Annotated in this window: 12 protein-coding genes; 10 read left to right on the forward strand and 2 right to left on the reverse strand. The window is 34.0% G+C overall.

Features of this window, described 5'->3' with window-relative positions; translation table 11 throughout:
• Positions 1–16: 16 nt before the first annotated feature.
• The 3 genes from AAGD79_RS02720 to secF all read left to right on the forward strand — a co-directional run bounded on the left by AAGD79_RS02720 (position 17) and on the right by secF (position 5,219).
• A complete protein-coding gene (locus AAGD79_RS02720) occupies positions 17–1,978 on the forward strand; it encodes a heme lyase CcmF/NrfE family subunit (RefSeq protein WP_246165592.1) in 1,962 nt (653 codons plus the stop codon).
• Positions 1,979–2,151: 173 nt separating this feature from the next.
• Positions 2,152–4,143: a hypothetical protein gene (locus tag AAGD79_RS02725; protein WP_341811567.1), complete on the forward strand. Its 1,992-nt coding sequence runs from the start codon at positions 2,152–2,154 to the stop codon at positions 4,141–4,143.
• Between the two features lie 200 nt (positions 4,144–4,343).
• Entirely contained in the window at positions 4,344–5,219 is an 876-nt protein-coding gene (gene secF / locus AAGD79_RS02730; protein WP_010082185.1) for a protein translocase subunit SecF, read from the forward strand.
• 6 nt (positions 5,220–5,225) lie between these two features.
• Here the strand turns inward: secF and AAGD79_RS02735 are convergent, their stop codons facing one another.
• On the reverse strand, positions 5,226–5,741 hold the full coding sequence (locus tag AAGD79_RS02735) for a TIGR02281 family clan AA aspartic protease (protein WP_341811568.1): 516 nt from the start codon (positions 5,739–5,741) through the stop codon (positions 5,226–5,228).
• Positions 5,742–5,875: 134 nt separating this feature from the next.
• Between AAGD79_RS02735 and yidC the strand changes: the two genes are divergently transcribed.
• From yidC to nusB, 3 genes are read left to right on the forward strand one after another with little or no spacing between them, the layout of a single operon-like run.
• Positions 5,876–7,585, forward strand: a complete 1,710-nt coding sequence (gene yidC / locus AAGD79_RS02740) for a membrane protein insertase YidC (RefSeq protein ID WP_155969187.1) — start codon at positions 5,876–5,878, stop codon at positions 7,583–7,585.
• Entirely contained in the window at positions 7,563–7,991 is a 429-nt protein-coding gene (locus tag AAGD79_RS02745; protein ID WP_006279647.1) for a 6,7-dimethyl-8-ribityllumazine synthase, read from the forward strand. The genes yidC and AAGD79_RS02745 overlap by 23 nt, the downstream gene beginning before the upstream one ends.
• Positions 7,991–8,473 (forward strand): transcription antitermination factor NusB, encoded by a 483-nt coding sequence (gene nusB, locus AAGD79_RS02750; protein ID WP_007549265.1) that lies wholly within the window; start codon positions 7,991–7,993, stop codon positions 8,471–8,473. Before AAGD79_RS02745 ends, nusB begins: the two co-directional genes overlap by 1 nt.
• A 56-nt stretch (positions 8,474–8,529) precedes the next feature.
• Here nusB and AAGD79_RS02755 read toward each other — a convergent pair whose 3' ends face one another.
• Positions 8,530–8,670: a hypothetical protein gene (locus AAGD79_RS02755; RefSeq protein ID WP_153296794.1), complete on the reverse strand. Its 141-nt coding sequence runs from the start codon at positions 8,668–8,670 to the stop codon at positions 8,530–8,532.
• Positions 8,671–8,703: 33 nt separating this feature from the next.
• On the opposite strand from AAGD79_RS02755, the gene AAGD79_RS02760 reads away from it, so the two are divergent.
• The 4 genes from AAGD79_RS02760 to AAGD79_RS02775 all read left to right on the forward strand — a co-directional run bounded on the left by AAGD79_RS02760 (position 8,704) and on the right by AAGD79_RS02775 (position 12,290).
• Positions 8,704–9,033 (forward strand): transposase, encoded by a 330-nt coding sequence (locus AAGD79_RS02760; protein WP_141456678.1) that lies wholly within the window; start codon positions 8,704–8,706, stop codon positions 9,031–9,033.
• A gap of 122 nt (positions 9,034–9,155) precedes the next feature.
• The gene (locus AAGD79_RS02765) at positions 9,156–9,644 is read left to right on the forward strand and encodes a transposase (protein ID WP_341811108.1); all 489 of its coding nucleotides are present in this window, start codon (positions 9,156–9,158) and stop codon (positions 9,642–9,644) included.
• Positions 9,645–9,948: 304 nt separating this feature from the next.
• Entirely contained in the window at positions 9,949–10,452 is a 504-nt protein-coding gene (locus tag AAGD79_RS02770) for a protein-disulfide reductase DsbD domain-containing protein (RefSeq protein WP_044471194.1), read from the forward strand.
• A gap of 503 nt (positions 10,453–10,955) precedes the next feature.
• The gene (locus tag AAGD79_RS02775; protein WP_341811569.1) at positions 10,956–12,290 is read left to right on the forward strand and encodes an alanine:cation symporter family protein; all 1,335 of its coding nucleotides are present in this window, start codon (positions 10,956–10,958) and stop codon (positions 12,288–12,290) included.
• Positions 12,291–12,390: the final 100 nt, after the last annotated feature.

Consider the following 12,390-nt stretch of genomic DNA (forward strand, 5'->3'; position numbering starts at 1 on the left):
TTGTGTATCAACATCAATGGCTATTTTGATCTACTGCCACATTACAAATGATTTTTCACTTGAAAACGTATACTACCACTCACACACAACAAAACCTTTGATCTACAAGATTTGTGGTGTTTGGGGAAATAAAGAAGGATCTATGTTGCTTTGGACCTTAGTGCTCACCATGTATTTATTACTAATGGATATTTATATACCTTCTGTCATCCCAGTGCTTGACTACTTGGATCCAGACAATTTAATTGCAAATGAGTACATCAAATGGCAGTATAATAAAAACTGGATTCCAGTGTCAAGCACTGGAATGACACCAGAACGAACTAATGGTAGTAAATTAAAAAAAATATCTCTTATCACCCAAGGCTTGATTTGCTTTTGTTTTTTACTGTTCACTTTACTTGAATCCAGCCCCTTCACTAAAATGCCAGGCATTGAAACAGATGGACTGGGTTTTAATCCGATATTGCAAGATATAGGCCTTGCTATTCATCCACCGATATTATATTTGGGGTACCTTGGGTTTAGCGTTCCTTTTTCGCTCTCTATAGCTGGATTAATTGCAAAAGTTGAAGGAAATGTTTGGGCTAAAATTGTCAGGCCTTGGGTACTTATTTCTTGGTCGCTGCTCACTTTGGGCATCAGCTTGGGTAGCTGGTGGGCATATCGCGAACTTGGGTGGGGTGGATTTTGGTTTTGGGATCCAGTGGAAAACGTTTCTTTGATGCCGTGGCTAATTGCAGTAGCGCTGACACATTTGTTGCTCGTGGTACGGAATTTCAATGTTTTAAAGAACTTTGCTATTTTACTTACGCTTACAACTTTTATATTGAGTGTGACTGGAACATTTCTAGTCCGCTCAGGAATACTCACCTCAGTGCACACGTTTGCAGATGATCCAAGGTATGGACTGTATATATTAGCTCTACTTGGTGTAATTACAGTCAGTAGCTTAGTAATATTTGTAGTATTTACGAGAAAAAATCACACGTCTGCGATGTCATTCCAATGCTTGACACTGGAATCTGAAAAGAAACCTGCTACTCAAGTGACAGAGGGTAGAAGATTCTTTTCACGCCTTACGATGATGCTGATGAACAATTTATTATTCATCACTGCCTTTTTCATTGTGTTCGTTGGCACTTTATACCCTACAGTGCTCGAATATTTAACCGGTGAATTAATTTCAGTTGGAGCACCATATTACAATTCTTTATTTAATCCTATTGCACTGGCTATTCTAGCCCTCACGATAATTGGGCAATACTGCAGTTGGCAGGGAAATAGTCTATTGCCAATATTCCGTGAATATAGATTTTCATTTTGTAGTGCTGCAGCTATTTTGCCGTTTATTTTTCACATGGAGCTAATAATTGTGCTATCAATTACTATCTCCATAGCATTATTAATCTTTGTTTTAGAAGCATACAGTAAAAGAATTTGTTTATTTAAGGTAGCATTTGGTGAATCAATTTTATTAGCAAGAAAAGTTTCTAAATCCTACTATGCAATGATGGCAGCTCATGCTGGAGTGGCAATTCTAGTGCTTGGTATAGCTTATTCAGTTGGTTGGCAGGAGAAAAAAGAAAATTACTTAAAAATAGGGGATAGCATAACAGTCAATAAATTTAAAGTTACTTTACGAAATATTGAGCTAATAAAAGAAAAAAATTTCCATGCAGTGAGGGGTACAATGGATATCAGGAATTTGCTGAATAACAAGATATTGGGTGAAGTAACTCCTGAATATAGATTTTACCTTGCGGAAGGTCAGAAAAATGTTGAAAGCAGTATCTACCACAATTTATTTTCTGATATTTATGTTGTAATTGGAGAAATTGATAAGAGTAAGAGCAAAATCGCAGCTAAAGTGCACTATAAACCTGGAATGTCTATAATCTGGCTTGGATCCTTTCTTATCGCTTTTGGTTCGCTCTTTGCTGCTTTTCCTTTTAGTAAACGGGCGAAGGTTGTCTAGCTGTCGTGGATTTATTAACAACGCTCCTAGGTCCAGAGTGCAATATATGAGAAATTACCGGGCTATAGATACTGATTTGCAAAGGTTAGAACCAAAGAAAGTTATATTTTTTTATTGACAGACCTATATATTACGATATTCACTAAGGGATTAGTGAGTAATGGTTATACAATATGAATGGTGGGGTATCAGGCAAGGAAAAAGCTATACGCACTGCTTTCGATTTTAAGGAGCCTTACAGCGATTGGCATCAAAATCTTGAAAGTAATGCACAAACTCCTCTACAGCACTCCGATGATTCTTGTACAAGTGATAACAGTAATAATCATAGGTCAGGTGATTCAGATTCAGAAGAAGGTGATGGCCATGATTCAGGTATTAGTTCCGATGATGAGGATGACCGGACAACTTATACAGCAGTACAATTAACTAATGATTCTCTTGATAGCCAAAGATATACAGGAATATGCATTCCCACACCAACTGATGGTTGGGTAGGTGAAAATAATCATCAGACTGGTTTATCAGGTAATTTGCCAAACGGAAGTAATAATCCACAAATTTTTGAAAGTACTGATTCAGGTCACAATTCTGACGATGAGGATCAGATTCCAGAGGACTTTCCTTCAAGGAAACGAGTACGATCGATTGAAATTGATCAGTTTGAACCGTTGTACAAGAAGAGGAAAATAGAAGCACAAAATAACCAAAAATATACAGGAAATGTATGTACTCCAACAACAACTGATGGTTGGGTAGGTGAAAATAATCATCAGACTGGTTTATCAGGTAATTTGCCAGACGGAAGTAATAATCCACAAATTTTTAAAAGCGATCCTTTACAGCATGGTAGTAATGGTTTAGGTTATAACTTCAATGATTATAGTCAAGCGACTTGTAGCAAATTAAGTGCTTCAGATCAAGAAGAGGGTCAAGGCTATTCTTTAGGTCATTCTTGTGAAAGTAAAGAAAATTTGACAAAGGGCGCTGGCGGTAGTAATCAGACTTTTGAAGGTGAACAGAAAAGCTCAGAATTTCCGAAAGTTGACAATTGGTCAGATAGTGATGGGAACTCAGAAGATAGTTCGGACTGTGGTGATAATGATGTTGGTCATTATGATACAGATTGTGGTAAACGCTACAGTCATCTGAGTTTTCATGATGAAAACACAAACATAATAAAAAAAGATTCTTTTTCTTTAGCCCAAATAGAACTGAATAAAGCAGAAAAGGAAAAGTATGAAAGTATTTGGCAAGAAATGGATAAAATCCTTAGTAATTCAGATGAAGCTGGTGAATGTGAAGAAGATGATATTGGGAAGTTGAAAGGGAGACTTGATGAAGTTATAAGCCAAGCACTGGAACAAGGAATTATGTTCACTTTTCCATATAAAGACGGCGAGTCCTTTGTAGACCGTATAATTAATACAACACAAGAACTATATTGGGTCGATTCTACTGAGAATTCTAGACTTCTAGAGGAGAAAAAGATATTACAAGTAATATCGGAGGGTGCAACTTTAAATAAATTTACTAAAGAGAGGTACGATGATTATGTAAATTGTATTTACAGAGAAAAAGAGATTTTAAGTCAAAGGAATAAAAATATTTTAGGACTTAATAATTTAGCATATGAAAGTATTGTAAACAAAAGCAAGCAGACTCAAAATGTATTAGGAGTAGACAAGGATAATGGATATTTTTGTATAGAATACTCGCAAGATAGTATTGTTGAAGTTGCAGAAATCCTAAACAATGAAAAAGCCAAAGACTTAAATTTAAGAGTTGGCATACTCAAAATTGGAGAAAGTATAGTAAGAGTTGAAAATGTAGAAGAAATAGGGGGAAAAAGAAATTACATGGATGTCTCAAAAGGTGGTATTGAAATGTCTTTTACTACTGAGGTAGGAGAGATAAGTATTTATCTAAGTCCTAGTGAGAAAGGCAGCAATAAAATAAAAGTGGAGATTGATGGGGAAAACAGAGCAAGGTTTAATGAGTTAAAAAATAGGGGAAAAAGTTTAGGGGAAAACTGTCTTTTAGGAGGAAAAAGTGTTGAGGAAGCTATAGAGCATGAAAGTTTTGAAAGATATGGCAGTGTACCTAACACTGCTATGAAGGAACCTAGCTTAGGTTGCGTTGCTAACATAGCAAGGGGGGGATAAGCTTGCAGAGATAAAATGATGGGCCAAATTGGCGGTATTTTGCTCTTGTAATGTACTTCAAAATTGCAAAGTTTGCACTAGATAGAACTTAATTGACAGACAAGAATTAACTGATGGAAAAATTGACATAATCAAACAATCACAGAATAAACTAGTGAATTTTTTGAAAAGTATATAAAATTCAAGTTTAAGTAAATAGCATGGCACTTAGACTCATTCCAGACAACCTCGATATCAAGTTTAGTAAATATAGGGATTTGACTGCATTAATTAGCATTATTCTTATCATCTTTTCAATATTCACTGTTGTGCTGCGTGGAGTGAACTTAGGCATAGACTTTGCAGGCGGAATTTTGATAGAGATAAAATCTTCAGATGAGAATCACTCTATTCTCGATGCATTAAAAGAAAATGGTTTTACAGTGCAGAGTTCAAAAGCGGGTGATAATTTAGTCATGCGTTTTAAAGATGAAGGAGATGAAGATAAAATCAAAAAGATAAAAAGCATACTAGAAGAAAAGCTGGGGAGCTCAATAAGCTATCGTAAAATAGACTATGTTGGCCCACAAATAAGCTCAACACAAATATTTGAAGGAATGTTATCCATGTTGATCGCGATTGTTGGAATATTTTTTTACGTTTGGTTTAGATTTAATTGGCAATGTGGATTCAGTGGAATAACAGCACTGATTCATGACGTGATTTTAACTGTTGGTTTTATTAGCCTAACTGGCATTGAGTTTAATATTTCATCAGTTGCAGCTCTCCTTACTGTCATTGGTTATTCAATCAATAACTCAGTAATTATATATGATCGGATTCGAGAGTATCGCAGGAGTGGTAAAAGTGGGCGGATGAGTGAGGTAGTAGATGCAAGTATCAACGCTACATTATTTCGCACTATATTAACTTCTGGTACAACCCTTCTTGCTGCTCTTCCTTTGGTATTAATCTGCACAGATGCAGTGAGAGACTTCAGCTTGATCATTTTTTTTGGTATTTTGATTGGCACTTGTTCTGCAATATTTATTTCTGCTCCTATATTGACCTACAGAGCTTTGATAAGTAGATTGTAGAAGTGTTTAGTCGCGGTATAATATCAACTTATTATCTCTTATAGTGAAATGAAAATACCTTAAAAAGCTCATTCCAAGTAGTGAATGAGACATAGAATGAGTGTTAACGCTTGCCTGTACATCATTAATCAAAAAATTTCCTATTTTAACTTGAGGTATTTGAACCATTCCAGCTTTTATTTGACCTTTCGCAGTTTCATATATTTTAAAATCCTGAACATTTTGTAAGTTAATACCAACATGTAATGCGTCTTTTTGTGATAGAACAATATCGGTTGCTCCAGTATCAAGCAAAAACGTTATATTGCGATCATTGACTTGAGCCTGAATATAAAAGTGTCCATCATATGACTTCGTAAATTCAATACTTCCACTATTCTGACCGCTATTTTGAATTCTTCCTTTATATGGTAAAAAAGTACTGAGAAATCTGTCGCTTAGTTTGTCCCTTTGTGAATCAATAAGCATTGCAGTAGTGGCTATTATTAGCAACCAAATAACTAGATTTTTCACCGCGTTCATATTGTTAAAATTTGAAGCTATTAAAATAAATTTTAAAGATCAGCGTTAAAAGTTATTATTAAAAATAAGTAAATTTCATTGTTTTAGTACAATATTTAGTATACACTTTAAGAAGATATGTTTGATTTAATTTCATGTCAGAAGCAAAAAGTTTAATTTTGGCAGCTATCCTTTCCATGTTAATCATGGTGTCTTGGCGTATTATTTATGATAATTTTTTTAGTACAAACCAAAACCAGCCATTGATTGAAAATATTGAACATATCGAATCTTTTAACGACCTTGCTCCTATAATATACCAAAATCGTTCTGAAATTATTAATTCTACTCGAGAACAGAGGGTTAGTTTAACCAATAACATGATTAAAGGATCAATTTCTCTGAAAGGTGCAAGGTTTGATGACTTAATTTTAACTAATTACCACTTAGAACCGAGTTCTTCTTCTCCACAAGTGGTGTTACTGTCACCTGCAGAATCAAAAGATGTATATTTTGCAGAATTTGGGTGGCTCGATCCGAGTAACAAGATTAAAGTTCCAGATTCTAAAGCAGTCTGGCGAGCAGATAAACTTAATCAAAAAGAGGTCAATTTATCTTGGGACAATGAGAATGGCATTTTATTTAGAATGAAAATTAACCTCGACGATAATTACATGTTTAAAGTTGAGCAAGTTGTTGAAAATAATACAAAGGATAATGTAGTTTTGGTTCCTTATGGTAAAATTAACCGTAAACGTGACAATATCAACGAATCTTATTGGATATCCCATGAAGGAGTACTGGGTGCATTTGATAATAAACTAGAGGAGTGGACATATAAGGATATTTCCAAAAAACATTTAATAAAAGCAAGCACGAGTGAAAAAAATTGGTTTGGTTTTGCTGATAAATACTGGCTCACAGCCATCATACCTGAAAAATCTGATAAAATAAATGTAAGCATTAAACACACAAACGTTAATAATACTGATAAATTCCAAGTAGATTTTGTCAAACCTTACAAGAGCATACTGCCTGGTGCAAGCGTTTCTAATGTGAATTATTTTTTTGCTGGAGCAAAAAAGTTGAATTTACTGGATTCTTATAAGGACACTCTCAATATACCCCTGTTTGATAAAGCTGTAGATTTTGGTGTTCTTTACTTTATAACTAAACCAGTGTTTTTACTGCTTGAATATTTTAACTTCGTTTTAAAAAATTTTGGCTTAGCAATATTATTGCTGACTTTAGTAATCAAACTTTTGATGCTTTCCTTATCTAATAGATCATATATTTCGATGTTTAAGGTAAAAAGCCTGCAGCCTGAATTAACTCGTATAAAAGAGTTGTATAAAAATGACAGCTTAAAGCAGCATAAAGAGACAATTGCATTGTTTAAGAGAAACAACGTAAATCCAATGTCGAGCATTTTTCCCATGCTAATACAAATACCGGTATTTTTTGCTCTATATAAAGTATTATTTGTTACTATAGAGATGAGGCATGCTCCTTTTTTTTTATGGATTAAGGATCTTTCAGCTCCTGACCCAACGAACATCTTTACATTATTTGGGTTGTTTAATTATAACTTTCCTATTTCTATAGGCATTTTACCTATAATTTTCGGTGCCACCATGATAATTCAGCAGAAGCTAAGTGAGAAAGATCAAACCAGTAAAGATGATATTCAAGTAAATGTTATGAAGTTTTTACCTTACATTTCTGTCTTTATTTTTTCTTCTTTTCCTGCCGGCCTGGTAATATATTGGATATTTAGTAATATTATAACTCTAATTCAACAGTCATTAATAAAGTTGTTTTTAACAAAAAAAGTGGTAGTAAATGTCGAGAATACTAATAGTTAATTCGATTTATTATACTGAAATAGCGAACCTTTTGCTTGAAGGTGCAATTGATAAATTAAAAGGCAGTAATGCCAGTTACGATGTAGTTGAGGTTCCTGGTACATTTGAGATACCAGCTACAATTCTTTTTGCAGTCAAGAGTGGGCATACTAATTATGATGGTTATTTAGCTCTTGGGTGCGTAATTCGCGGTGAAACCGATCATTATCAATATGTTTGTAAAGGAGTAATTGAAGGCTTAAATGAGGTTGTTATGCATTATGCAATACCCCTTGGTATGGGTGTAATTACCGCTGACAGCAAAGATAAAGCACTAGTTAGAGCTGATAAAAACAAAAAGAACGTTGGTGGCCATGCAGCCTCAACTGTTTTGCGTATGATAGATTTACACAATAAATTAAAATAATGGAGGAAAAACCAGTAGATAAAAAGTGGCGCATAAAAAGAAGCACGGCAAGATTTCTTGCTGTACAAATTGCTTATTCAAATATTTTCGTAGGTTACAACAAAAGCACTTTTAAACTGGAAAATTGTGAGCTTAAGGACTACATAAATAAGTTGAAAGATATATTTGAATGTGAAGAATTTGAACATCAGTTCTTAGAAAACTTGTTATATAAGGTTATAAAAAGCAGTGAAGAATATGATAAAATAATAGAGTCTTATTTACACCCAAGTTGGTCCCTTTCACGGTTAAATCTTATAAGCTTATCTATTTTGCGTGTTGCAATATGTGAGTTAGCTAATTGTGATACGCCAGTTCCAGTTGTCATTAATGAATATACTAACATTGCATCTGATTTACTTGATAAACCAAGCGAAATTGGTTTTATTAATGGGTTATTGGATAAGGCAAAAGATGCAGTTAAATTAAATAAAAATCCTTAGCAATTATAGCCAGCAAGCACAAGGTGTCATCCGAGTAGCTGCTGTATGAACATTGTCTACCAGATCCCAGTGCTTGACACTGGAATCCAGCTTTTAATCGAAAATGTTGTATAGTACACAATCAAATTTTCTGGATCCCAGTGGGCTTTATTGCATCGCTCAAGTGAAAAGAACTGGCAGTTACTGACAAAATTCATTATAAATAGCCATTTAACTGTTGAAGAAAAAATATGCCACAAAAAATGAGAGTCAGTAACTGCCATGAATATAACAAATTTCTCCAAGAAAGAGGAAGCATTTTTTGTTATATCAATGACGCCATAGAAAATTGGTACGAGAATTGTCCAAAAATGCAGGGCGGCAACTATATTTATAGTGATAAAGTTGTGATTTTGGTGCATATAATCGTCAGTTTCTTTAGAATTGGTTTAAGACAAACAGTCGGGTTTATAAAAGGGTATTTGCAACAAATAGGAAGAGATTTGGCAGTTATCAGCTATTCACAAGCATCAAGAAGGTTTAAGAAACTTAATATTAAGATAAATGATTGCAGAAAATAATATGGAAGATATCGAAATTGCTATAGACAGTACAGGAATTAGTATATACAACAACACACAGTAAGGAAAATAGCACTGACAGAAAATATCGTGGCTATGAGCAAACGAGAAAATTGCACGTAATGTTGAATATAAACAACAAAAAAGCCATAGCTGTAAAATACAGTAACGGTGTCTACTCTGATCACTATGGAGCTTGTGATTTGCTAAAAGAAGTTGATTTTCAGCATGCCATAAAAGCACTATATGCAGATAGAGCATGTGATAGGCACAAGTTTTATAAGTTGTGTAACGAATATGATATAAAGACAAAAATTCCACCAATAAACAATGCGGCAGAACATCCAGAAATAGATTATATGTCTAACAGGAATACTGCTATTAGGTTAATAAAATTATACGGTGAAGATGGCATGAAAGAATGGAAAAAAGAAGTAAATTATGGGAAAAGATCTTATATTGAAGGGTTTTTCTCAAGATTAAAGCAAATATTCGGATTTAGTTTTAGGAATAAATCTGAGATAAATCGAGAAAAAGAACTGCTAATCAAATGCTATTTGCTTAATAAATTCACTGATATTGGTATGGCTAAATTTGAGATAGTTACATGAATTTACCATAAATCACCATCTCATAAAGTGTGATGCAACAAAGCCATCCCAGTGTCAAGCACTGGGATGACACCCTCCTTATGGGCCAAAATCACAATGTTCGTACAGTTGTGGATTCATTCGCGGTATCTCGGCATAGATTCCGCTAACAAGTAGCGGAATGACGAATTTGTCGTTTTTCAGATTGTCGTAAGTCAGTTTAGCTATAGCATAATGCTATATTAATAAATAATCTATATAATACTATTAAATATAATAATTAAAATCTAAATTACTTTCTCTATAAAAGGAGAAATTTACCTTAATGAAAATACATATATATTTAATATTGTTTTTATTTTTTTCTTGCACTCAACTATATGCTGACGAGGAAATTGCAAAATTTGATTTACTTATTGGCGAGATAAATGAAGCAAGCTTCACTCTTAAAGGTGCAATAAAGGTTACAGTAGAACCAGGCTGGCACATATATTATAAAGATCCTGGAGATTTTGGCCTTCCCACGTCTATTAGTTACAAAGGTAATGCATCAGATATAAATATTCACTGGCCTATTCCAAAGGAACATAAAGATAAAGTAGGGAGAGAGACGTTTGTAAGTAACGTATATGAGGATATGGTATTATTTCCCTTTAAGATGAATATATTTTTAAATCAAGGGTATATTGACCTTAACTTCCATATAAATTATGCGATATGTAAAGATAGGTGCATCCCTAAAAATGTTGAGATAAAAATCAGGCAACCATTAAAGGATTTTATAGATTCTGATATCAATAAACTTATAAATGAGTGGTATGAAAAATAGAGTTCTCATGGGGTAGGTGTCATTCCAGCGCGTGACACTGGAATCTCATTTACTTTTTTGTTCACTATGTGAGGAACTTGGGCCTACAAGTATATAAACATAATGGTTTCGCATAAAAAATTTAGATCCCAGTGTCACGCACTAACTGTACGAACATTGAGATATAAGAGTAATTTGTACCAAGAAAAAAGATGTCATCCCAGTGCCCAGACACTGGGATCCAGATTGGACACTAAGTTGGTGAGTATAAAAGTAGCTAACCTTATGTTAAAACACAATATTTTTGGTGAGGGGTTGCATTAAAAGCTGGATTCCAGTGTCAAGCACTGGAATGACATCGTCTTAACATTGTACCATATTACAATGTTCGTACAGTTATGTGTCACGCTACTTGGATGACAAGAAAAGGTTTCTAGAATGACGGAAACGAAGTCATACATAGAAAATAGGTTAGGTATTTTCAATTTTTGTTGTATACTCAAATAAAAATCTCACTTTTACAGATGGATACAGTAAAGTTTGTTTTATTACTGCCAACAATATTACTCATGCTAGTTGCTGGTGTTTACCTATCGATTAAACTAAAATGGCTACAGGTATTTAGATTACCATACGCCCTTTCACTCCTTGGAGCTAAAAAAGGAGAAAATAAATTTTCTTCTATAGCCGCTCTGTTTACAATTTTAGGGGGAAATTTGGGAGTAGGAAATATTTCAGGAACTGCTGTTGCTCTAAAAACCGGAGGACCGGGCTCTATTTTGTGGATGGCGATAATTATTGTTATCACTTCTGTGATAAAATATGTCACTTGTTATCTAAGTATAAAAACCAGAAAGGAAAAGAACGGACGGTTTATAGGTGGCCCTGTAGCCTACATGGCTGATGCATTTAACTCTAGAAAAGCTACAATTGTGTTTCTAGTTGTTATGATAATGGTTTCAATAACAGTTGGTAACCTTGTTCAGGTAAATTCTCTATCAATACCACTTAACATGATAGATGTGCCTGTAGTCATTGGTGGCATTGTAATGGCCATAATATTTTTTGTTGTTGCAGCTCTCAGCTTAAAAAAAATTAAAATTTTTATATCGGCTATGATACCGATAATGACGGTAAGTTACCTCACACTTTGCGGTATCATATTATTTAAATTTAGTGAAAATATTCTTCCTTCTCTAAAACTAATAACAAGCAGTTTTTTTACAACCAGTAGCTTTAACTCTGGTTTATCTTTAGGTTTGATTTTAGAAATGTTGACTATTATTCAAGTTGGAACTTTGCGAGGTATTTTTGCAACAGATATAGGGCTTGGCCTTGAAGGAATCGTACATTCTTCAATTGTTCCTAAGAAAAATAACAATAAATTTATTATTGAGCAGAGTCTAATTACGATAATATCGCCTTTTATAGTTGCGTTTATAGTGTTTATTACAACAATGGTACTGCTTGTCACAGATTCTTGGATTACTGATTTAGAGAGCACTAACATGTGCATATTTGCTTTTAGAAAGGCAATGAATTGGCCTTATATTGACTATTTAATTATGGCCATAATGTTTTGTTTTGCTTTTACTACTATTTTTACTTGGTTTTTTTGCTCAAAACAGACAATACGCTATGTGTCTATGGATAATAAATACACTAAAATCTGGGTTGTAATTTTTACCTTGATTATTCCGCTTGGTGCGATAGGTAAAGTTCAATTGCTATGGGATGTTGCTGATATTTCGATCGCCGCTTTGTTGTTTATCAACATACTCGCTATACTCAAGCTAACCTCTCAAGATCCAGAAGTGTTTACTATGAGTGACAGATACTTGAAATTAGGCGCCAACTAAAAGTTGCCATCTAACACAACCTTCCTTAATAAAAATTCAACCAATGCTCGTGATAATTATATTAGCTAGTATTAGCTAGAACTAAAGGCAGAGGGTTATT

Source organism: Wolbachia endosymbiont (group A) of Oxytorus armatus (assembly GCF_964027005.1).
Taxonomy (GTDB): Bacteria; Pseudomonadota; Alphaproteobacteria; order Rickettsiales; family Anaplasmataceae; genus Wolbachia; species Wolbachia pipientis.

What these genes read in the sequence shown, in the direction of transcription:
- AAGD79_RS02720 (WP_246165592.1), top strand. Translation starts at nt 17, where the DNA reads ATGGCTATTTTGATCTACTGCCACATTACAAATGATTTTTCACTTGAA.
- AAGD79_RS02725 (WP_341811567.1), top strand. Translation starts at nt 2,152, where the DNA reads ATGAATGGTGGGGTATCAGGCAAGGAAAAAGCTATACGCACTGCTTTC.
- secF (WP_010082185.1), top strand. Translation starts at nt 4,344, where the DNA reads ATGGCACTTAGACTCATTCCAGACAACCTCGATATCAAGTTTAGTAAA.
- AAGD79_RS02735 (WP_341811568.1), bottom strand. Translation starts at nt 5,741, where the DNA reads ATGAACGCGGTGAAAAATCTAGTTATTTGGTTGCTAATAATAGCCACT.
- yidC (WP_155969187.1), top strand. Translation starts at nt 5,876, where the DNA reads ATGTCAGAAGCAAAAAGTTTAATTTTGGCAGCTATCCTTTCCATGTTA.
- AAGD79_RS02745 (WP_006279647.1), top strand. Translation starts at nt 7,563, where the DNA reads ATGTCGAGAATACTAATAGTTAATTCGATTTATTATACTGAAATAGCG.
- nusB (WP_007549265.1), top strand. Translation starts at nt 7,991, where the DNA reads ATGGAGGAAAAACCAGTAGATAAAAAGTGGCGCATAAAAAGAAGCACG.
- AAGD79_RS02755 (WP_153296794.1), bottom strand. Translation starts at nt 8,670, where the DNA reads ATGAATTTTGTCAGTAACTGCCAGTTCTTTTCACTTGAGCGATGCAAT.
- AAGD79_RS02760 (WP_141456678.1), top strand. Translation starts at nt 8,704, where the DNA reads ATGCCACAAAAAATGAGAGTCAGTAACTGCCATGAATATAACAAATTT.
- AAGD79_RS02765 (WP_341811108.1), top strand. Translation starts at nt 9,156, where the DNA reads ATGTTGAATATAAACAACAAAAAAGCCATAGCTGTAAAATACAGTAAC.
- AAGD79_RS02770 (WP_044471194.1), top strand. Translation starts at nt 9,949, where the DNA reads ATGAAAATACATATATATTTAATATTGTTTTTATTTTTTTCTTGCACT.
- AAGD79_RS02775 (WP_341811569.1), top strand. Translation starts at nt 10,956, where the DNA reads ATGGATACAGTAAAGTTTGTTTTATTACTGCCAACAATATTACTCATG.